The organism is Streptomyces sp. NPDC052721 (assembly GCF_040678315.1).
Taxonomy (GTDB): Bacteria; Actinomycetota; Actinomycetes; order Streptomycetales; family Streptomycetaceae; genus Streptomyces.
Window position 1 is genome coordinate 68,890 of the sequence record NZ_JBFATL010000012.1, and the last position, 18,266, is coordinate 87,155.

The 18,266-nt window shown below is 73.6% G+C and carries 22 protein-coding genes and 2 pseudogenes; 11 read left to right on the forward strand and 13 right to left on the reverse strand.

Annotation, left to right across the window (positions count from 1 at the left end; all coding sequences use genetic code 11):
* Positions 1-83 precede the first annotated feature (83 nt).
* Positions 84-1,100, forward strand: a complete 1,017-nt coding sequence (locus AB0L21_RS14435) for a glutathione S-transferase C-terminal domain-containing protein (RefSeq protein WP_365708460.1) — start codon at positions 84-86, stop codon at positions 1,098-1,100.
* A 28-nt stretch (positions 1,101-1,128) separates the two neighbouring features.
* On the forward strand, positions 1,129-1,431 hold the full coding sequence (locus AB0L21_RS14440; RefSeq protein ID WP_365708458.1) for a DUF4235 domain-containing protein: 303 nt from the start codon (positions 1,129-1,131) through the stop codon (positions 1,429-1,431).
* Positions 1,432-1,815: 384 nt separating this feature from the next.
* Here AB0L21_RS14440 and AB0L21_RS14445 read toward each other — a convergent pair whose 3' ends face one another.
* Both AB0L21_RS14445 and AB0L21_RS14450 read right to left on the reverse strand, forming a co-directional pair.
* Positions 1,816-2,208 carry a VOC family protein gene (locus AB0L21_RS14445; RefSeq protein WP_365708456.1) on the reverse strand — a complete coding sequence of 131 codons (393 nt, stop codon included), beginning with the start codon at positions 2,206-2,208 and terminating at the stop codon, positions 1,816-1,818.
* Positions 2,209-2,260: 52 nt separating this feature from the next.
* Positions 2,261-2,725 carry a pyridoxamine 5'-phosphate oxidase family protein gene (locus AB0L21_RS14450; RefSeq protein WP_365784210.1) on the reverse strand — a complete coding sequence of 155 codons (465 nt, stop codon included), beginning with the start codon at positions 2,723-2,725 and terminating at the stop codon, positions 2,261-2,263.
* Between the two features lie 178 nt (positions 2,726-2,903).
* On the opposite strand from AB0L21_RS14450, the gene AB0L21_RS14455 reads away from it, so the two are divergent.
* A complete protein-coding gene (locus AB0L21_RS14455) occupies positions 2,904-3,110 on the forward strand; it encodes a hypothetical protein (protein WP_365784350.1) in 207 nt (68 codons plus the stop codon).
* Positions 3,080-3,509, forward strand: a pseudogene (locus tag AB0L21_RS14460) (amidohydrolase family protein); the annotation flags it as partial. The gene AB0L21_RS14455 and the pseudogene AB0L21_RS14460, both read left to right, overlap by 31 nt.
* Positions 3,510-3,575: 66 nt before the next feature.
* On the opposite strand, the gene AB0L21_RS14465 reads toward AB0L21_RS14460, so the two are convergent.
* Positions 3,576-4,421: a hypothetical protein gene (locus AB0L21_RS14465; protein WP_365708453.1), complete on the reverse strand. Its 846-nt coding sequence runs from the start codon at positions 4,419-4,421 to the stop codon at positions 3,576-3,578.
* A gap of 60 nt (positions 4,422-4,481) precedes the next feature.
* Positions 4,482-5,438 (reverse strand): helix-turn-helix domain-containing protein, encoded by a 957-nt coding sequence (locus AB0L21_RS14470; RefSeq protein WP_365708451.1) that lies wholly within the window; start codon positions 5,436-5,438, stop codon positions 4,482-4,484.
* A 71-nt stretch (positions 5,439-5,509) separates the two neighbouring features.
* Here AB0L21_RS14470 and AB0L21_RS14475 point away from each other — a divergent pair, with 71 nt between their 5' ends.
* The 3 genes from AB0L21_RS14475 (at position 5,510) to AB0L21_RS14485 (ending at position 8,001) form a co-directional block, all read left to right on the forward strand.
* Entirely contained in the window at positions 5,510-6,463 is a 954-nt protein-coding gene (locus AB0L21_RS14475) for an NADP-dependent oxidoreductase (protein ID WP_365784212.1), read from the forward strand.
* Between the two features lie 127 nt (positions 6,464-6,590).
* Positions 6,591-6,971, forward strand: coding sequence for an anti-sigma factor antagonist (locus AB0L21_RS14480; protein ID WP_365784214.1), 381 nt, complete (start codon positions 6,591-6,593; stop codon positions 6,969-6,971).
* A gap of 379 nt (positions 6,972-7,350) precedes the next feature.
* Positions 7,351-8,001, forward strand: coding sequence for a DUF4230 domain-containing protein (locus tag AB0L21_RS14485; protein ID WP_365784216.1), 651 nt, complete (start codon positions 7,351-7,353; stop codon positions 7,999-8,001).
* Here AB0L21_RS14485 and AB0L21_RS14490 read toward each other — a convergent pair whose 3' ends face one another.
* The 6 genes from AB0L21_RS14490 to AB0L21_RS14515 form a co-directional block, all read right to left on the reverse strand.
* Positions 8,002-9,771 carry a complex I subunit 5 family protein gene (locus AB0L21_RS14490; RefSeq protein ID WP_365784218.1) on the reverse strand — a complete coding sequence of 590 codons (1,770 nt, stop codon included), beginning with the start codon at positions 9,769-9,771 and terminating at the stop codon, positions 8,002-8,004.
* Positions 9,771-10,121, reverse strand: a complete 351-nt coding sequence (locus AB0L21_RS14495) for a sodium:proton antiporter (protein WP_365784220.1) — start codon at positions 10,119-10,121, stop codon at positions 9,771-9,773. Before AB0L21_RS14495 ends, AB0L21_RS14490 begins: the two co-directional genes overlap by 1 nt.
* Positions 10,118-10,864, reverse strand: a complete 747-nt coding sequence (locus tag AB0L21_RS14500; protein ID WP_365708437.1) for an MnhB domain-containing protein — start codon at positions 10,862-10,864, stop codon at positions 10,118-10,120. The genes AB0L21_RS14495 and AB0L21_RS14500 overlap by 4 nt, the downstream gene beginning before the upstream one ends.
* A complete protein-coding gene (locus tag AB0L21_RS14505; protein WP_365784222.1) occupies positions 10,861-11,121 on the reverse strand; it encodes a hydrogenase subunit MbhD domain-containing protein in 261 nt (86 codons plus the stop codon). The genes AB0L21_RS14500 and AB0L21_RS14505 overlap by 4 nt, the downstream gene beginning before the upstream one ends.
* Before the next feature lie 81 nt (positions 11,122-11,202).
* Complete coding sequence (locus AB0L21_RS14510; protein WP_365708433.1) at positions 11,203-11,655, reverse strand: MrpF/PhaF family protein; 453 nt, start codon at positions 11,653-11,655, stop codon at positions 11,203-11,205.
* Positions 11,652-11,846, reverse strand: a complete 195-nt coding sequence (locus AB0L21_RS14515; protein WP_365708431.1) for a hypothetical protein — start codon at positions 11,844-11,846, stop codon at positions 11,652-11,654. Before AB0L21_RS14515 ends, AB0L21_RS14510 begins: the two co-directional genes overlap by 4 nt.
* 220 nt (positions 11,847-12,066) lie before the next feature.
* Between AB0L21_RS14515 and AB0L21_RS14520 the strand changes: the two genes are divergently transcribed.
* Together AB0L21_RS14520 and AB0L21_RS14525 are read left to right on the forward strand one after the other, a co-directional pair.
* Positions 12,067-12,738 carry a VanZ family protein gene (locus AB0L21_RS14520; RefSeq protein ID WP_365708429.1) on the forward strand — a complete coding sequence of 224 codons (672 nt, stop codon included), beginning with the start codon at positions 12,067-12,069 and terminating at the stop codon, positions 12,736-12,738.
* A gap of 98 nt (positions 12,739-12,836) precedes the next feature.
* On the forward strand, positions 12,837-14,069 hold the full coding sequence (locus tag AB0L21_RS14525) for a family 16 glycosylhydrolase (RefSeq protein WP_365708427.1): 1,233 nt from the start codon (positions 12,837-12,839) through the stop codon (positions 14,067-14,069).
* 18 nt (positions 14,070-14,087) lie between these two features.
* Here AB0L21_RS14525 and AB0L21_RS14530 read toward each other — a convergent pair whose 3' ends face one another.
* The 3 genes and pseudogenes from AB0L21_RS14530 to AB0L21_RS14540 form a co-directional block, all read right to left on the reverse strand.
* Positions 14,088-14,333: a hypothetical protein gene (locus AB0L21_RS14530; RefSeq protein ID WP_014676612.1), complete on the reverse strand. Its 246-nt coding sequence runs from the start codon at positions 14,331-14,333 to the stop codon at positions 14,088-14,090.
* A gap of 35 nt (positions 14,334-14,368) precedes the next feature.
* Positions 14,369-15,325, reverse strand: a pseudogene (locus tag AB0L21_RS14535) (DNA topoisomerase IB).
* 30 nt (positions 15,326-15,355) lie between these two features.
* Positions 15,356-16,159: an SDR family oxidoreductase gene (locus AB0L21_RS14540; protein WP_365708423.1), complete on the reverse strand. Its 804-nt coding sequence runs from the start codon at positions 16,157-16,159 to the stop codon at positions 15,356-15,358.
* A 171-nt stretch (positions 16,160-16,330) separates the two neighbouring features.
* On the opposite strand from AB0L21_RS14540, the gene AB0L21_RS14545 reads away from it, so the two are divergent.
* On the forward strand, positions 16,331-17,398 hold the full coding sequence (locus tag AB0L21_RS14545) for a PHP domain-containing protein (protein ID WP_365784224.1): 1,068 nt from the start codon (positions 16,331-16,333) through the stop codon (positions 17,396-17,398).
* Positions 17,399-17,453: 55 nt separating this feature from the next.
* Entirely contained in the window at positions 17,454-18,110 is a 657-nt protein-coding gene (locus tag AB0L21_RS14550) for an HAD family hydrolase (protein ID WP_365784226.1), read from the forward strand.
* Positions 18,111-18,266: the final 156 nt, after the last annotated feature.

Consider the following 18,266-nt stretch of genomic DNA (forward strand, 5'->3'; position numbering starts at 1 on the left):
CCCGACCGGGCCGCTCACACCGTGCGAGCCGTGTGAAACGGGGAACGCGGTGGCCAGGACCACCCGTGCGGCGAGGAGGAGACATGAGCGGCGACGGCAACCGCGCCTACGGACACCGGACTTTCCGCCGGTCCAGGAGCCACTTCCCGGACCGGATCACCGTCGACGGCCGGGACGGCTGGCCGGTCGAGGCCGGCCGCTACCGGCTGGTGGTCTCCCGCGCCTGTCCGTGGGCGAGCCGCGCGGTGATCTCACGCCGGCTGCTGGGGCTGGAGGACGCGCTCTCGATGGCCATCGCCGATCCGGTCCAGGACGACCGCAGCTGGCGGTTCACCCTGGACCCGGACGGCCGGGACCCGGTGCTCGGCATCCGGTTCCTCAGCGAGGCCTACGACAAGCGGGAGACCGGCTACCCGGGCGGGGTGAGCGTGCCCGCGATCGTGGACGTCCCCAGCGGACGGCTGGTCACCAACGACTACCAGCGGATCACCCTGGACCTGGCCACCGAGTGGACGGCCCTGCACCGCGCCGGCGCGCCGGACCTCTACCCGGCCGACCGGCGCGACGAGATCGACCAGGTGATGGCCGAGGTCTACGAGGACGTGAACAACGGGGTGTACCGGGCCGGGTTCGCCACGCACCAGAAGGAGTACGAGGAGGCGTGCACGGCCGTGTTCCGGCGGCTGGAACTCCTCGGCGAGCGGTTGTCCGGGCAGCGCTATCTGGTCGGTGACACCCTCACGGAAGCGGACGTCCGGCTGTTCACCACGCTGGTCCGGTTCGACGCGGTCTACCACGGCCACTTCAAGTGCAACCGCTGGAAGCTGGCGGAGCACCCGGTGCTGTGGGCGTACGCCCGGGATCTGTTCCAGACGCCGGGGTTCGGTGACACGGTCGACTTCGACCACATCAAGCGGCACTACTACCAGGTGCACACCGGTATCAACCCCACCGGCATCGTGCCGCTCGGCCCGGACCTCGGCGGCTGGCTGAGCCCGCACGGCCGCGCCGAGCTGGGGGGCCGGCCGTTCGGTGACGGCACGCCCCCGGGGCCGGTGCCCCCGGGCGAACGGGTGGCCGAGCAGGGACGGCCCGCATGAGGGCCGATTGACGAGGAAGTAGTCACACATGGCCAAGAACAAGAAGAAGAAGCTCCCTCTCGTCTACCAGCCGGTCGGCTTCGTGCTCAGCTGGGCGGGCGGCGCGCTGGCCGGTATGGCCTTCCGCAAGGCGTGGATGGCGATCCGGCACGAGGAGGACGCCCCCGACGCCCTGGACCCGGACCGCGGCTGGGGCGAGATCCTGCTGGCCGCCGCGGTCCAGGGCGCGATCTTCGCGGTGGTGCGCAGCGCCGTGGACCGCACCGGCGCGAAGGCCATCGCCCGGTCGACGGGCGTGTGGCCGACGACCGACAAGGGCGGCCGGGACTGACCGGACCGACCACTTTCGTGCTCCGGCGCCCCGGCCAGCCCCCGTCGCGGCGCCGGGGTTCAGCCCTGCCCCACCGCCTCAGCACCGCTGCGCCGCCGCCGTCGATCAGCTTCCCTGCGCGCCACGGCCCGGCCCGCACCCGGCACCGCCGGCCGGCCACGCTCCGGCACCCTCGGCCGGCCGCCGCCTGCCCCTCCGCCGCGGCCCCGTCGCTCAGCCGCGCCGGGCGCCACACGTCGCCGGCCCGGCCCGAGGCCGGCCCCGATCCCCCACCGCCGGCCGATCCGCCCTCGGCGCCAGTCGGTCACCCCGGGCGCAGCGCCTCACACCACTGCGCCGCCCTCAGCCACCTTCGCTCCGCCGTCCCGGCCTTCACCCTCTCAGTCACCCCTGCTTCGGTGCTGTCGGCGGCAGCAGGCGCAAGGTGAAGGAGTGGCCGGCGGGGTCGGCGTAGCCTCGTTCCTCGTACGGGCCCGCCGCGTCCCTGGTCTCGATCGGCCGGCCGCCGAGTCCCACCACGCGTCGCTCGGCCTCGTCCAAGTCCTCGACGAGGAAGTCGAGATGGACCTGGAGGGAGTTCTCCGGGCGCGGCCAGCTGGGCGGGGTCGCGTTGACGTCCCGCCGGAAGGCCAGCCGTACGCCGTCGGCGCCCCTGATCTCCACCAGGTTGGCGGACGCGCTCGCCCGCTCTCCGTCCAGTAACTGCCGGTAGAACTCGGCGAGTTTCTCGGGCTCGGCGCAGTCCAGCACGACCACGCCCGCTTTCACCAGTGTCATCGGTCCTCCCGGGAAGTGTCCTCTCCCCAGCGGATATCCCCGGCCCCCGGATTCAGTCGGCGGGCAGCCACTGTCCGTCGCGCATCAGCTCCCGGCCGCGCAGCTCGTTCTCCTCGCGCCAGGCCTGGATCCGCTCGGGGAAGACCCTGAAGTACAGGTAGCGGGCGGCCAGTCGGCGCGGGTCGAAGCCGGTCTTCCCGGCGAAGACCTCGGCGTCCTCCTCGGGCAGGTCCTCGGGCGTCACCGCGCGGACGCTGCCGTCGACCAGGACGACGTCCCGGGTGGGGCCGATGCCGAGCCGGGCACGGCCGGTGGCCACGAGATTGCGGCCGGTGGGGCTGTCCGCCGGGGTGGCGATCAGCAGGCAACTGCCGTCCCACACGAACGACAGGGGCACGAGATACCGCGCTCCGCCGTCGGGGCCGGCGGTGGCGACCCATGCGTCGACGTCGTGATCCAATCGGTGCAGGGTGTCCTTCTTGCGCTGTTCGGCGGTGCGGGCGGGGGGCGGGGTCATGGCGTACGGCCTCCTCTGCGTCATCGTTCCGATCAGTGTGGCCGTGGGTCCCCGGTCCACGCACGGAGTCGCTCAAGGCGTGTCCGGGTGACGGGGTGGGGGACCCCACGAGCACACGGTCGGCCTGTCGCGCACCGGTTCTCCGGCCACCTCCCACCGACCGATCCGGAAAGGCATCATGCACGCTCATCCCCTCTTCACCGGCGGCCCCGTCCTCACCCCCGAGGGCCGCACGGCGAGCGCCGTGGCCGTCACCGGCGACCGGATCGGCGCCGTCGGCCACGCCGGGGTGCGCGAACTCGCCGGGCCCCGTGCGGGGGTGGTCGACCTCGCCGGGCGGCTGCTGCCGCCCGGGCCGCGCACGAGCCGCGGACGGACGAGCTGAGGATCCCGTTCCTCGGACCCGAACGGGCCGCCCGGCAGTACCCGTTCGGGCGTTGCCGCGCTCCGGGGCACGGCTCGCCGCGGGCAGCGACCGGCCGGTGAGCAGCCCCGATCCGCTCCAGGGCGTCCATGTCGCGGTCAACCGGGCCGAGCCGGGCGGCACCGGGCCGCTGTTCCCGCCGGACGAGCGGCTCCGCCTCACCGACGCGCTGACGGCGTACACGGCCGGGTCGGCGTACGTGAACCACCTGGACGACGCCGGCCGGGTGGCCGTGGGCGCGCTCGCCGACCTCGTGGTCCCGGACCGCGACCCGTTCACCGGGCCGCCGGAGTCGATCGCGCCGGGACGACTGTGGCAGTGACCTCCGTGGAAGGCGCGTGCGTGTACGCCGCGCAGTGAGTACGGGCGCGGGCCGTTCCCCGGCTGCGGGTGCGCGGTGGCCGGTCGCGCAGTTCCCCGCGCCGGTCAGTCGCAACCGACGCCCTCCTTCACCAGCGGCCACGCCTCCACCCCGTGGTCCGTGCGGACGTACGCCGTCGCCTTGTCCGCCGTCAGCCACAGCCGCCGGCCGCGGTAGTGGTACCCGGTGTCCCGGGCGTCCGCGGGCATGCGGATCTTCGCGCGGTAGGGCGCCCGGAGCAGCCCGTCCCGGCCCAGCACGCCATGGGGGTCACGGGCGTAGGTCCGGTCGTCCAGGGCGAGGAAGCCGGCCGACTGCCAGCCGCAGTGCTCCGGCCCCGACGAGCTGTGCAGCCGGGTCACCGGCACCCGCCGGCCCGCACGGTCGGTCCAGATCTGCCAGGCCGTGGTGGCCGTGAAGCTCTCCGGGAGTTCGGCCGGGTCACAGGAGGCGTTCGTCTCCGGACCCCAGCCGGGCCGGTCCTTCTGGTCCTTGGCCACCACGACGGCCACCTTGGTGCGGCCGTCCACGTCGTAGGAGTACAGGACCCGGTCCGCCTCCTCGCGTTCCACGCGGTACCCGTGGTCGGGCTCCTCCGGCTGCACCGTGTCGAAGTAGAGGGCCAGCCCCTCCTCCGGGGTGTCCCCGCCGTCGGACCTGCTCCAGCCGTCGGGTCCGGAGCCCTCGAAGATCTCCCCGTCGCACTCCAGCGCCCGGCCGGCCGCCCCCGAGGCCAGGCGCAGCGCCCGGGGCGTGCTCTCGTCGAGTTCCTCGGTCGGTACGTCGAGCGGACCGCCGTAGGGCGCCGCCGGAGGGGTGCCCTTCACCACCAGGTCCGGCCGGGGCCCGTCGTCGCACCCCGCGACCGCCACCGCCGTCAGGACCGCCACCGCCACGAGCCCTCTGCGCATGTCCGCCCCTGTTCTCCCGTGCCCTGTGCGGTCCTTCGACGCCGGGGCCGGACGGAACGTTCAGCGGGTCCGCTGGAAGGTCCTCCGGTAGGCCTGCGGGGACACCCCGATCGCCGCGTGCAGGTGCTGGCGCAGCGAGGCGCCGGTGGCGAAGCCGACCTCGGTGGCGATCCGGTCCACCGGCAGGTCACTGGCCTCCAGCAGCTGCCGGGCGCGGGCCACCCGCTGCTGGATCAGCCAGCGGCCGGGGCTGAGGCCGACCTCGTCGCTGAAGCGGCGGGCGAAGGTGCGCAGGCTCATCCGGGCGTGCCCGGCGAGGTCCGCCAGGGTGAGCGGCTCGTCCAGCCGCTCCAGCGCCCAGGCACGGGTCGCGGCCGTGCTGGCGGCGCCGCTCTCGGGGACCGGCTGCTCGATGTACTGGGCCTGGCCGCCGTCCCGGAACGGGGGCACGACACAGCGGCGGGCGACGGCGTTCGCCAGCTCGCTGCCGTGGTCGCTGCGGACGATGTGCAGGCAGATGTCGACGCCGGACGCCGCGCCGGCGGAGGTCAGGATGCGGCCGTCGTCGACGAAGAGGACGTCCGGGTCGAGGTCCACCTGGGGGTAGCGGCGGCGGAACAGGTCGGCCACCTGCCAGTGGGTGGTCGCCCGGCGGCCGTCTAGCAGTCCGGCCTCGGCGAGGACGAAGGCGGCCGTGCAGATGGAGACGATCCGGGCGTCCGGGCGGATCCGGCCGAGCGCGGCGGCGACCTCCGCCGGCAGCTCGGTGGGGATGTGGGGCGTCGCCATGGAGGCGACGACCACCGTGTCGGCCGTCTCCAGGATCTCGGGGCCGTGGGCGACACCGATGGTGAAGTCGGCGTCGGTGCGCACCGGGCGGCCGTCGACCGTGCAGGTGAACACCTCGTAGTGACCGTCGGCCGCGCCGAAGATGCGACTGGGGATGCCCAGCTCGAAGGGGTAGACGCCGTCGAGGGCCAGGACGACCACGCGTTCGGGACCAGGTGTGCCACGCATGGCACGATCCTATCGGAGGTTGACCTTCATGCCATTTCCCGGCCGGGCGGACTTCGGCAGGCTGGGTGACCATGAGCGATGTGAACAACACGATGCGAGCCATCAGCCAGGACGTCCTCGGCGGTCCCGAGGTCCTGAAGGAAGTACGGGTCGAGCGGCCGAAGCCGCGCCCGAACGAGGTGCTGGTCCGGGTGCGGGCCGCCGGGGTGAACCCCACCGACTGGAAGCACCGGGCCACCGGCGGGTTCCTGGGCCGGCCCCCGTTCGTCCTCGGCTGGGACGTCTCCGGCGAGGTCGCGGAGGCCGGGATCGGAGTGGCCGCCTTCCGGCCTGGCGACGAGGTGTTCGGCATGCTGCCCTACCCCTTCGGCCACGGCTCGCACGCCGAGTACGTCACTGTCCCGGCGCGGGCGCTGGTGCACAAGCCGGCCTCCCTGGACCACGTGCAGGCGGGCGCGCTGCCGCTGGTGTCCCTGACCGCCTGGCAGGCGCTGACCGAGCACGCGGACGTCGGTCCGGGGCAGCGGGTGCTGATCCACGCGGCGGCCGGCGGGGTCGGCCATGTGGCCGTGCAGATCGCCAAGGCGCGCGGGGCGTATGTGATCGGGACGGCGAGCGCGGGCAAGCACGACTTCCTGCGGGAGATCGGTGTGGACGAGCCGGTCGACTACCGCACGACGGATGTCACGGAGGCGGTGCGGGACGTCGACGTCGTCCTGGACACCCTGGGCGGTGACACCTCCGTGCGCTCGCTGCGGGTGCTGCGGCCGGGCGGTGTCGTGGTGTCGATCCTGCCGGTGGGCTCGGAGGAGTTCTACGAGGAGGCCGAGCGGCTCGGCGTACGGGCGGTGCGGATGCTGGTCGACGCCGACCGGGCCGGGATGCGGGCGGTCGCGGAGCTGGCGGAGTCCGGCCGGCTGAAGGCGACGATCGCCGGGACGTTCCCGCTGGCCGACGTGGCGAAGGCGCACGAGCTGGGAGACACCGGGCGGACGACGGGCAAGCTGGTGCTGGTGGCGGACTGAGCGCGCCGCGCCGACACGCCACAAACTCGAAGACATATGTCAATCGAACATGCTCAAATTCCTTCCATCGAGGGTAACTTGACGATCGGGAAGCGACGTCCGGGCGCGGGTGGGAGGTGGTGGCGAGGTGCGACACGAACCCGTACCTCTCCCCCGGCAACTGGGCATGTACGCCTACCGCGGGCACACGGTGCTGGAGTTCCGGGGTGAGATCGACATCGCTTCGGCGACGGAGATCGGCCCGTTCGTCGACCGGGCCACCGACCGGCCCGGGGCCCGGGTCGTCATCGACCTGCGGCCCGTGGAGTTCTTCGACTGCTCGGGGCTGCGGCTGCTGTACCGGGCGCGCGTCCGGGTGCTGGAGCGCGGCGGACAGCTGCACCTCGTGTGCACGCACCCGCTGACGCTGCGTGTGTTCCGGGCCACCGGTCTGTCCCGGCTGCTGCCCCCGCATCCGAGCCTGGAGGCGGCCCTGGCCCCCTCCGGGGCCGCGTCCGGCTCACTGTGACACCGGCTGCCGCCGGGAACCGGCGTGTTCACTGACGCCGTGCTGTGCCAGCCGACGCCCGGCTGACCGTGGTGCACGGCGCGGCGGCGCACTCGGGACGCGGTCGTGCGGGCGCCGGCGCCGGGCGGCTGGTTCACCGCCTTGGCCTGTCCGCATGCCGCCGGGCCGGCGGCTCGTCGCCGAACTCCGGGACCGCTTCGCCCCGGTGGCCCGCAGCCCGGTCGTGCGGCCGTATCCGCCGCCCGCCGGCCTTCGCGCACCGGGCGGAGTCGCCCCGGCGCTGACCGCCGCGCCTACGTCATGCGTGCGATTCCGCCGACGCACCGGCCTGTTCCGTCTGTTGACGGGCATGCGGTCAACAGGAAGGAGGACCGTCGCGATGACGACTTCCGTGAGGCGCCTGCCGGGCTGGGCCAAGGCGGTGGCGGCACTCGTGCTGGTGCTCGCCGTCCTGTTCGCCGGTATCCGGCTGGCCGTACTGCCCGGTATCAAGGACCTGTTCGGCACCGAGACCCACGACCGCTCCGGACCGGCTCTCCTCAAGTCCATCCAGGACATGAGCCGTTACGACGCCGCGTCGGGCAACTTCCAGGTCGTCGTGGACCTGGACAAGGACGCGAAGTTCCTGCCCGACGCCATCCGCGGCACCCGCACGCTGTACGTCGGCGCGGGCACCGTGGACGCCTACGTCGATCTGGGCCGGGTCGGCGAGAAGGACGTGACGGTCGACGACGACCGTACGTCCGCCACCATCCGGCTGCCGCACGCGCGGCTCGGCAGGCCGGCCCTGGACCCCGACCACTCCTACACCGTGTCCAAAGAGCGCGGGCTGCTGGACCGGCTCGGTGACCTGTTCTCCGACAACCCCAACGGCGAGCAGGCCGTGCAGCAGCTCGCCGTCCGGCACATCGCGGACGCGGCGCGCACCAGCGGGCTGACCGCCCGGGCCGAGCGCAACACCACCGGCATGCTCCAGGGCCTGCTGCGCTCCCTCGGCTTCACGGAGGTGCACATCGCGTACGGCACCTGATCAGGGGCCGAGAATCCCCGGCAGGGCCAGCGCCCCCAGCACGGTGGCGCCCACCAGCAGCCAGGCCACGTAGTCGCCGACGTGCCCGGACTGCAGCCGCCTGAGGGGTGCGGCCCAGTCGGGGGCGGCGACCCAGCTCGGACGGCTGACGGCGAGGCCGGCCAGCGCCACGGCCAGCACCGTGGAGGCCACGCCCAGCAGGACCCCGGGCAGGGTCCAGTGCGCGGAGGCGTGGGCACCGCCCGAGCCGGCCGCGTTGACGGAGCGCGCGACCAGGGCGCCGAAGCCGGGGGCCACCCCGACGGCGAGGGCGGCGGCGAGCAGCACGGCGGGCACGGTCGTCATCGTGTCCGGGATCCGGCGCAGCAGGCCGTACGTCTCGGGTTCCTCGTCGGAGCCGCCGGTCTCGTACTCCGCGTCCTCGGGGCGCGGCCCGAGGCCCAGGAAGACGCGGCCGGTGACGCGCAGGACCGCGCCGGCGGTGATCGCGGACGCGGCCACGTACACCACGGTGAGCGGGCCGCCGACCGCCTCCTCGGTGATCGCCTTGCCCAGCGCCGTACCGAACGGCGGCAGGCCGGCCAGGCCGAGGGCGCCGGCAGTGAACATCAGGGCGGTGGCGCGCAACCGCCCCCGGGCCCGGCCGTGCAGCGCGTGCTCGTCGACGCTGCCGAACCGGTCCAGCAGGGCGCCCGCACAGGCGAACAGCGCGGCCTTCACGCCGGCGTGGCCGAGGAGGTACAGGGCGACCCCGTCGTCGCCCTCGGGGGTGAGGACGCCGAGGCCGACGAGGAACAGGCCGGTGTGGGCGACGGTGGAGTAGGCGAGGAGCCGTTTGATGTGCCGCTGGTACCAGCACATGACGGCACCGGTCACGGCCGTGAGGGCGCCGAGCGTCACCAGGGCGCGGGTCAGGTCGGCGGCGGGGATGCCGCCGGGCCCGGCGAAGACGGTGCCGTACACCCGCCACACGCCGTAGGCACCGAGTTCGACCATGACGCCGGACAGGAGCATGCAGACCGGGGTGGGGGCGACGGCGTGCGCGTCCGGGAGCCAGAAGTGGAACGGCACGGCCGCCGCCTTCACCAGCAGCCCGGTCAGCACCAGCACGAAGGAGGCGAGGACCAGCGCGTCCGGCCCGCCCTGCCCGGCCGCGGCGTCCAGCCCGCGGCCGATCTTCGCCATGGCCAGTTCGCCGGTACGGGCGTACAGCAGGGCGATGCCCATCAGCATCGCGTACGCACCGAGGGAGTTGACGATCCCGAAGGTCAGGGCGCCCTGGACGGCCTTGGCCTCGTCGATGCGGTAGCCGGTCAGGGCGTAGGCGACCACGCTCATCAGCTCGAAGAACACGAACGCGTTGAACAGGTCGCCGGCTACGGAGAAGCCGCACATGGCGCCCTGGAAGACCAGCATCAGCGCGGTGAAGGAACCGGTGCGGTCGCGCGGGGGCTCGTCGAAGTAGCGCCAGGAGTCGGCGAGTGCGGCCAGGGTGAGCAGTGAGGCCAGCGCGGCCATGCCGAGCGCCGGGCCGTCCCCGGTCACGAGGATGCCGACGCTCTCGCCGTCGACGGGCAGCCAGCCGCCGGCCCACTCGACCATCGGCGGCGCCGAGTTCAGCAGCAGGACCAGCGCGAGGGCGGCCGTACCGCCGGAGACGACGAACCCGGTGATCTCGGCGGCGACCCTGGGGAGATGGCGGCCCGTGGCCACGAGCAGGGCGGCGCCGAACAGCGGGACCGCGACGAGCAGCGGGATCAGGTGGTGCATCAGCCGCGCAGCTCCCGCAGTTCGTCGGGGTCGACCGTGCCGTGCCGTTTGGCGATCTGCAGGACAAGGGCGAGCAGCAGCGCGGTGACGGTGGCGCCGACGACGATGTCGGTGAGGGTAAGGGCCTGCACCACCGGGTCGACCACCGGCCGGGAGCCGGGCTTCATGTCGGAGAACACGGGCGCGGTGGCGCCGTCGCGGTAGCCGACCGCCAGCAGCAGGACGTAGGTGGCGGACTGGCACACCGCGAGGCAGCCGACGGCGTGGATGAGGTTCCGGCTGGTGGCGAGCCCGTAGCAGCCCGTCAGGAAGATGTAGGCGGCGACCAGGTACGGAAGGACGTGCATCATGGTGTTCCCTTCCCGTGCTCCTCCTCGATGTCCACGGCCTGGTCGAGGAAGTGGGCGAGCAGGACGACGACCGCGCTCGCCACTTCCATGCCGATGGCCGCGTTCAGCAGGGGGACGGTGCCGCCGGACGACAGCGTGTTGAACGTGCCGTACGGCAGCAGGGTGTTGGCCAGGAACGCGGTGCCGGCCAGGACTCCGGCGGCGCCGAGCACGAGGTAGGAGGAGACGGCGACGGCGTCGGTGGTCTCGTAGACGCCGAGCGGGCGGACGCGTTCCAGCGCGTGGTGGTCGGCGCCGAGGTAGAGCAGGTGCAGGGCGGTCGCGGCGACGACCCCTCCCTGGAAGCCGCCGCCGGGGCTGAGCTGGCCGTGGGCGATGACGTACAGGCCGGTGACCAGGGCGACGGGCAGCACGAGCAGGGCGTAGCGGCGGACCGGGCGGGCCACGTCGGCGGGTTCGGGCCGCGCCCGGTGCTCGTCGCGGGCCTCGCGCAGCAGCACCACGCAGCCGAGAACGGCGGCGAACAGGATGCTCATCTCGCCGAGGGTGTCGTACGCGCGCTGGTCGAAGTTGACGGAGGCGATGGTGTTGGCGGTGTGCCGGGAGAGAGAGGCGTGGACGGCGCGGTCACCGTACGGGTGCCGGGGCCCGCCGAATCCGGGCAGGCCGAGACAGGCCGCGACGAGCAGGGCGGCCAGGCCCGCGCCGCCGACGGCCACCAGCCACAGCCGCAGCCGCTTCACCCGCCCCCCTCCTTGGAGCGGCCCCGGCGTCTGACCTTGCGCACCGACAGCATGATCAGCAGGGGGGTGAGGGCGGAGCCGACAGCCAGCTGGGACAGGCCGACGTCCGGGGCCTGGAGCACGGTGAACAGCGCGGCCAGCAGCACGCCGAGGAAGGACAGCACCAGTGCCTGGCGGGCGGGGTCGCGCTGGGCCACGGCCGCGGTGGCGGAACCGGCCACGAGCAGCAGGGCGACGACGATCACGGCGTCGGACACACGGCACCTGCCTTCGGCATGCCGGCCGGCGCGCGCCCGCCGCGTCGGACGTACCGGGCACCGGCCGCCCCCGGCGTCCCGTCAGCCACCCCGCACCCCCCGGAATCCGCCTGCCAGCGCGCGGGAGGCGATCAGGTTGCCGCTGATCAGCAGGGCGCCGATCACCAGGAGCTTCACCGTCGCGCGGCCCGGATCGCCGGCCACGCACAGGGCGAGTACGACGGCCGCGCCCAGTCCCGCCGCCGTCCAGGTCAGCGCCCACGCGCTCGGGCGCTGCCCGGCCAGGTCGTCGGAGAGCAGCCGGGCGAAGACGAGCGTGCCGACCGGGCCGAGCAGGGCGAGCAGCAGGGCGAGGTCGACGTAGGAGGGGCGGCCGTAGCCCTGGGCGAGGAGCAGCAGGGCCGGGCAGACGGCGGAGGTGGTCAGGTTCTGGGCGATGACCCTGCGGGCCGGCGGGCCGGTGGTCACGCCCCACAGGGCGGCGGCGCCTCCCCCGCCCAGCTCGACGGTCGCCGCGAGGATCCAGCCGTTCACCGCCAGGTCACCGCCCGCCGGCCGGTCCGGGCGAGAAGCGCGCCCACGGCGGCACAGCTGGCGCCGACGATCCGTTCCAGGGTGTCGACCGTGCTGATCAGCACCAGCCACAGCAGTGCCAGCACCGCCCACCAGGCGAGGAGTTCACCGGCGGCGAGGAGGACCGCGCGAGGTGCGGTACGACGGGTCATACAGCGCCTCCTCGGTCCGCTGTGCTCGGATACGCGGCGATGTGTCCGGAGTGCCGCTGGGGGCATCCAAGCACCGCCGCACCCGGGCCGGAGCGGCGGCACGCGGGTCCGCACGCGGAGTGCCCCCCAGGCGTGAACGGAAACCACGGGTGCGGGGCCGGTGGCGGGCATCCTGGGCCGCGGTGCGGGTAACCGACGTTCCGAACGCGGAAGTTGACGAGTGGAGGACCGCATGGCCCGTACCCTCCCGCGCCTGCCGGAGATCCTGCGGGGCGCCCGGAACCGGCAGCCGGCCGAGGAGGCCCGCCCCCGACCCACCCCGAAGTGGTGGCCGGCCGGGAAGGTGCGCTCCGCCTTCGCCCGGAAGCGGCACCCGGCCGAGGACACCGGGAATGGGCGGCCCGCCGAAGAGATTCGCCCCCGGCACGTGTGGCCGTTGCCCGTCCGGCTGCTGGCGATTCTCGTCGCCTTCGCCTGCATGGTGGCGTTCGCCGTCGTCCTGGCCCGCATCACGCTCCAGCCGTCACCCGCGTCGGTGCCGCTGACCCACAGCAACCTCCACCCGGGCCGCTCGCTCCAGGCCTATCTGGAACAGGCGTCGCTGCGGGACGCGGTCCGGCAGCTCGGCGGCAACGTGTTGCTCGGCGTGCCGTTCGGTGTACTGGTGCCGGTCCTCGCGCCGCGCGCCCGGGGCGCGTTCCGGGTGCTCGCGCTGACGGCCCTCGTGATGCTGATGGTGGAGCTGGTCCAGGGGGCGCTGGTCACCGGGCGGGCCTTCGACATCGACGACGTCATCCTCAACACGGCCGGGGCGCTGCTGGGCTGGCTGCTGCTGGGGCGGCGGCTCGGGCGCGGAGTGCACCGGCGCGTGCGTGAGCCGTCCGCCGGCTGATCGTCAGCGGCAGGTCTGTACCAGAGTATTGACGGCTCCTTATCTCACTCCTTAAATCAAGGGGCGCACCGCTCGAACCCCCACACGAACGGAGAGTCATGGCCTCCCCACGCCTGCTCCGCAGATGTCTTCTGGCCGCCCTGTCCGCGGCACTGATCGGCTCTGCCGCCGTCGGTCCCGCGCGGGCCGGCACCACCGCTCCCGCGGCAGCGGCCGTCACCGCCTTCTCCGACACCTTCGACGGGCCCGCGGGCGCCGCGGTCGACTCCTCGAAGTGGACCCTGGAGACCGGCGACAACGTCAACAACCACGAGCGGCAGTACTACACCTCGGGCACGAAGAACGCGGCCCTGGACGGCCAGGGCCACCTGGTGATCACGGCCCGCAAGGAGAACCCGGCCGGCTACCAGTGCTGGTACGGCAGCTGCCAGTACACCTCCGCCCGGCTGAACACGGCCGGGAAGTTCAACGCCCAGTACGGCCATGTGGAGGCGCGGATGAAGATCCCGCGCGGCCAGGGCATGTGGCCCGCGTTCTGGATGCTCGGCACACCGGTCAACTGGCCGGACTCGGGTGAGATCGACGTTATGGAGAACGTCGGCTTCGAACCCTCGACCGTGCACGGCACCATCCACGGCCCCGGCTACTCCGGCTCGGGCGGCATAGGCGCGGCCTACTCGCTGCCGAACGGGCAGGCCTTCGCGGACGCCTTCCACACCTTCGCCGTCGACTGGGCGCCCGACTCGATCACCTGGTCGGTGGACGGGAACGTCTACCAGCGCCGGACGCCCGCGGACCTGGGCGGGAAGACCTGGGTGTTCAACAAGCCGTTCTTCCTGATCCTGAACCTCGCGGTCGGCGGTTACTGGCCCGGCGACCCCGACGGCTCCACGCAGTTCCCGCAAGCGCTGGTGGTGGACTCGGTGTCGGTGACGACGAGCGACAGCGCCGCCGGTGTGCCGATCCGGGGCCTGGCGGGCAAGTGCGTGGACGTGGCCGGCGCCAACCCCGCGAACGGCACCCCGGTCCAGCTCTACGACTGCAACGGCACGGCCGCGCAGGCGTGGACGGTCGGCTCGGACGGCACGCTCCGGGCCCTCGGCAAGTGCCTCGACGTCAGCGGCGGCGGCACCGCCGACGGCACGCCCGTCCAGCTATGGGACTGCAACGGCAGCGCCGCCCAGAAGTGGGCCCTCCCGGCGGCCCGCGACATCGTCAACCCGCAGGCGAACAAGTGCCTCGACGTCACCGGCAACAACTCGGCCAACGGGACACGGCTGCAGATCTGGACCTGCACGGGCGGCGCCAACCAGAAGTGGACGGTCGGCTGAGCCCACCGCGCCGACCGGTCAGTGCAGCGTCCAGGTGTACTTGTCGCCGCCCACCCAGCGGACCGCGTCCGGGTCGTCGAGGTCGTGGATGGGGATGCCGTAGGAGGCGGCCGTCTCCAGGACGTCCGTGATGGTCCTGGCCTCACCGACCACCTGACCGTCGATCTCCATGATCCGGAAGGGCGGCTCGCCGTGCCGGCCCGGGCACACACCGAGGACCAGGATCCGCGGACGGGAGATGTGGGGAGCTGCTTGTTCGGTCATGCAATCGAGGGTAGAACGCAACCCGCGCCGACGGGTCACCCACCGGAGCCGTCCAGAAGATCGAGTACGGCCGCCTCGACGGTCACGCCCTGCTCGAACAGCGCGAAGACCTTCGGGTCGATGTACGACGCCCGGCACACCGCGGGCGTGTTGCCCAGGTAGTGGCTGACCTCGCGGACGGCCCGGGCGATCTGCCGGCGCCGGGCGGCCTCGGTCGCCCGGGCGTCGCGCGCGGCCACGGACACCGCCACGGCGGCCGGCACGGTGGCGTGCCAGGTGCGGAAGTCCTTGGCGGTGACGTCGGTGCCGGACAGCCGGCGCGGGGCCTCGTTGAGGTCGTCGCTGTGCAGGTCGTGCCAGGCGCCGTGGTCCCGGTAGGCGAGGAAGCGGTCGCCGCCGCGCGGGCGGCGCAGCAGGGCCCGGGCCACCGCGTGGACCTGCTCGTCGACGAGGGCGCGGACCGTCTCGGTGCCGCCCTTGGCCGGGTAGCCGAAGGTGGCTCGCGCGTGCGCATCTGACGTGCTCGCGGAGCATGGTCGTCAGGCCGCAGGTCTCGCTGGTGCGGGTGTGCCGGTCGCTGCCGACGCGGAAGAAACCGAGATCGAGCAGGCGGACCGCGCAGGCGGCGATCCGGTCCCGGCTCAGTCCGCGCCCTGCCGGATCCAGCGCCACCTTGGCGCGCAGCTCGGGCAGGGCCCGCGCGACCTGCCGCACGTGCTCGTGCTCGGCCTTGTCCTGCTCGGCCCGGAACCGCTCGTGGTAGAGGTACTGCCGGCGCCCGGCGTCATCGGTGCCGACGGCCTGGAGGTGGCCGTTGGGCCAGGGGCATATCCACACGTCCCGCCAGGCGGGCGGGACGGTCAGGGCGCGGATACGGGGCAGTTGCCCGGGGTCGGTCAGGGGCTCGCCGGCGCTGTCGACGTAGCGGAAGCCCCGGCCGCGGCGGATGCGCGTGCAGCCGAGCCGTCGCACGAACTGGTGCGCAGCGTCACCCTCGGCCTCCCTGGTGCCTCATCGGCGCCTCAGGGCCGGCGCCAGTCGTCGCTGGTCAGATGGGAACCGGCCTGCGGGCCCATGCGCAGCATGCCGCCGTCCACGGTCCACGAGGCGCCGGTGACGTAGGAGGCGTCCGGGCTCGCGAGGAACGCGATCACGGCCGCGACCTCACGGGCGTCACCGGGCCGGCCGAGCGGCACGCCGGGGCGGCGCTCGGTGCGCACGTCGGTGTCCTCCTGGCCGGTCATCGGGGTGGCGATCTCGCCCGGCGCGACCGCGTTCACGGTGATGTCGTACTCGGCCAGCTCCAGCGCCATCACCTGGGTGAGCAGGCCGAGCCCGCCCTTGGCCGCGCAGTAGGGAGCCGCGCCGACCCGGGGCTGGTGCTCGTGCACGGAGGTGACGTTCACGATCCGGCCGCCGTCGCCCTGCCGGATCATGCGCCGCGCGGCCCGCTGCCCGAGCAGGAACGGGCCGACGAGGTCGACGTCCAGGACCCGGCGCACATCCGTGAGCGTCAGGTCGAGGTAGGGGGTCATCGTGCCCGTACCCGCGTTGTTGACGAGGACGTCGATCCGGCCGAGTTCCTCGCACAGGCCGTCCACGGCGTCGGCCGCCTCGGGCAGCCGGGTCAGGTCCAGCCGGCTCACGGCGGCACGGCGGCCGTGCGCGCGGACCTCCTGCGCCGTCTCCTCGGCGCCCTTCTCGTCCGTGTGCCAGGTGATGCCGACGTCCAGGCCCGCCTCGGCCAGCCGTACGGCGGTGGCCCGGCCGATGCCGCTGTCTGCGCCGGTCACCACGGCTGTGCGCTGCGCATCCGGTACGGACATGACGAACCTCCTCACGGTGGGTCACGTGGACGGGTCACGCAGTACCCGGAGGCGGTGGGGACAAACGGACGCGCCGCCGTGGTGGCCGGCGGTCGCGGGCCGCGGTGCGTGGACGGGTGCGCGCGTTGTTCCCCGCGCCCCTCAGGGGCGCCTGGTGCACCCTTGGTTCTCATGGACCCCGTCGCCGCCCTCGACCGGATCGCGTTCCTTCTGGAGCGGGCGCTCGCGCCCACCTACCGGGTACGGGCCTTCCGTACCGCCGCCCGGACGCTGGCCGCGCTGCCCGAGGGCGAGGTGGCGGAACGGGCCGCCGCCGGGACGCTGGAGTCGCTGAAGGGGGTCGGGCCGAAGACCGCGCAGGTGGTGCGGGAGGCGCTGGGCGGTGAGGTGCCCGGGTACCTGCGCAAGCTGGAGGAGGAGGCCGGGGCGTCGGCCGGCGCCGAGAGGGCCGGGGCAGAGCTGCGGGCGCTGATCCGCGGGGACTGCCACACGCACTCGGACTGGTCCGACGGAGGCAGCCCGATCGAGGAGATGGGGCGGGCGGCGGCCGGGCTGGGACACGAGTGGACCGCGCTCACCGACCACTCGCCACGGCTGACCGTGGCCCGTGGACTGTCGCCCGCGCGGCTGCGCGAGCAGCTGGCGGTGGTCGCGGAGCTGAACGCGCGCTGGGCGCCATTCCGGCTGCTCACCGGCATCGAGTGCGACATCCTGGAGGACGGCACGCTGGACCAGGAACCGGAGCTGCTGGAGCAGCTGGACGTGGTCGTGGTGTCGGTCCACTCCAAGCTGCGGATGGACGCCCGGTCCATGACCCGGCGGATGGTCGCCGCCGTACGTGATCCGCACGCCGACGTCCTCGGACACTGCACCGGGCGCCTGGTGACGGGCCGGGGGCGGCCCGAGTCGCAGTTCGACGCGGACGAGGTGTTCGCCGCGTGCGCCGAGTCGGGGACCGCCGTGGAGATCAACAGCCGTCCGGAGCGGCTGGACCCGCCCCGGCGGCTGCTGCGCCGGGCGGTCGAGGCCGGGGTGCTGTTCTCGGTGGACACCGACGCCCACGCGCCCGGCCAGCTGGACTGGCAGATCCTCGGCTGCGCCCGGGCCGAGGAGTGCGGGGTGCCGCCCGACCGCGTGGTGACCACCTGGTCGGCCGATGAGCTGCTGGGCTGGACGCGCGAGGGGCGGCTGCCGGCACGCGTGGCGGGTTCCGGGCGTGGTACCCGCTCCGGGAGCTGACAGCGACGACCTGGCGCTGACAGCGAGGATGTGGGGCTGACAGGAAGGACCTGGGATGGACCGTGCCGCCGTGTTCGACGTCGACGGGACCCTCGTCGACACCAATCACCTGCACGTCGTGACCTGGTGGGAGGCTTTCCGGCAGGCGGGCCACGAGGTGCCCATGCACGCCGTGCACCGGGCCGTCGGCCTCGGCTCCACGGACCTCGTCGCCCATCTGCTCGGCGACGACCGCGACCGGGACCAGGACGCCGAACTGAGCGCCGCGCACACGGCGCTGTACGGCCAGTACTTCGACCGGCTGCCCGCCCTGCCGGCGGCCGGCGAGCTGCTGCGGCGGCTGCACGGGGACGGCTGGACGGTCGTCCTCGCCACCTCGGCGAGCGGTGCCGAGCTGGGTGCGCTGCGCCGGGCGATCGACGCGGACGACGCCATCGCGGCCACGGCGAGCGCGGACGACGTGCGGGAGGGCAAGCCGGCCCCGGAGCCCGTGCACCACGCGCTGGAGCTGGCCGGGGTGCCGGCCTCGCGGGCGGTGTTCGTCGGGGACACCGTGTGGGACATGCGGGCGGGCAGCAAGGCCGGGGTGCGCTGTGTGGGCGTGCTGTGCGGCGGGATCCCCCGGGCCGACCTGGAGGAGGCGGGGGCGGAGGCGGTGTACGCGGACCCCGCGGATCTGCTGGCGCGGCTGGCCGGGAGCCCGCTGGCCTGAGCGGTTCCTGTGGTGACGCACGTCACGTAGGGGGCTGGAACACCTGGGGGTGGTTGCCCGTTGAACAAACCGTGGGTGCGGATGGGACAGTGTCCCCGGGCCTCACCTTTTGCCCACAGGGACGATCGTTCGGCTGAAGCCCTGTGGAGCGTCTCG

What these genes read in the sequence shown, in the direction of transcription:
- AB0L21_RS14515 (WP_365708431.1), bottom strand. Translation starts at nt 11,846, where the DNA reads ATGACCCGTCGTACCGCACCTCGCGCGGTCCTCCTCGCCGCCGGTGAA.
- AB0L21_RS14445 (WP_365708456.1), bottom strand. Translation starts at nt 2,208, where the DNA reads ATGACACTGGTGAAAGCGGGCGTGGTCGTGCTGGACTGCGCCGAGCCC.
- AB0L21_RS14550 (WP_365784226.1), top strand. Translation starts at nt 17,454, where the DNA reads ATGGACCGTGCCGCCGTGTTCGACGTCGACGGGACCCTCGTCGACACC.
- AB0L21_RS14475 (WP_365784212.1), top strand. Translation starts at nt 5,510, where the DNA reads ATGAGCGATGTGAACAACACGATGCGAGCCATCAGCCAGGACGTCCTC.
- AB0L21_RS14465 (WP_365708453.1), bottom strand. Translation starts at nt 4,421, where the DNA reads ATGCGCAGAGGGCTCGTGGCGGTGGCGGTCCTGACGGCGGTGGCGGTC.
- AB0L21_RS14435 (WP_365708460.1), top strand. Translation starts at nt 84, where the DNA reads ATGAGCGGCGACGGCAACCGCGCCTACGGACACCGGACTTTCCGCCGG.
- AB0L21_RS14485 (WP_365784216.1), top strand. Translation starts at nt 7,351, where the DNA reads ATGACGACTTCCGTGAGGCGCCTGCCGGGCTGGGCCAAGGCGGTGGCG.
- AB0L21_RS14545 (WP_365784224.1), top strand. Translation starts at nt 16,331, where the DNA reads ATGGACCCCGTCGCCGCCCTCGACCGGATCGCGTTCCTTCTGGAGCGG.
- AB0L21_RS14530 (WP_014676612.1), bottom strand. Translation starts at nt 14,333, where the DNA reads ATGACCGAACAAGCAGCTCCCCACATCTCCCGTCCGCGGATCCTGGTC.
- AB0L21_RS14525 (WP_365708427.1), top strand. Translation starts at nt 12,837, where the DNA reads ATGGCCTCCCCACGCCTGCTCCGCAGATGTCTTCTGGCCGCCCTGTCC.
- AB0L21_RS14470 (WP_365708451.1), bottom strand. Translation starts at nt 5,438, where the DNA reads ATGCGTGGCACACCTGGTCCCGAACGCGTGGTCGTCCTGGCCCTCGAC.
- AB0L21_RS14495 (WP_365784220.1), bottom strand. Translation starts at nt 10,121, where the DNA reads ATGATGCACGTCCTTCCGTACCTGGTCGCCGCCTACATCTTCCTGACG.
- AB0L21_RS14540 (WP_365708423.1), bottom strand. Translation starts at nt 16,159, where the DNA reads ATGTCCGTACCGGATGCGCAGCGCACAGCCGTGGTGACCGGCGCAGAC.
- AB0L21_RS14455 (WP_365784350.1), top strand. Translation starts at nt 2,904, where the DNA reads ATGCACGCTCATCCCCTCTTCACCGGCGGCCCCGTCCTCACCCCCGAG.
- AB0L21_RS14450 (WP_365784210.1), bottom strand. Translation starts at nt 2,725, where the DNA reads ATGACCCCGCCCCCCGCCCGCACCGCCGAACAGCGCAAGAAGGACACC.
- AB0L21_RS14440 (WP_365708458.1), top strand. Translation starts at nt 1,129, where the DNA reads ATGGCCAAGAACAAGAAGAAGAAGCTCCCTCTCGTCTACCAGCCGGTC.
- AB0L21_RS14490 (WP_365784218.1), bottom strand. Translation starts at nt 9,771, where the DNA reads ATGCACCACCTGATCCCGCTGCTCGTCGCGGTCCCGCTGTTCGGCGCC.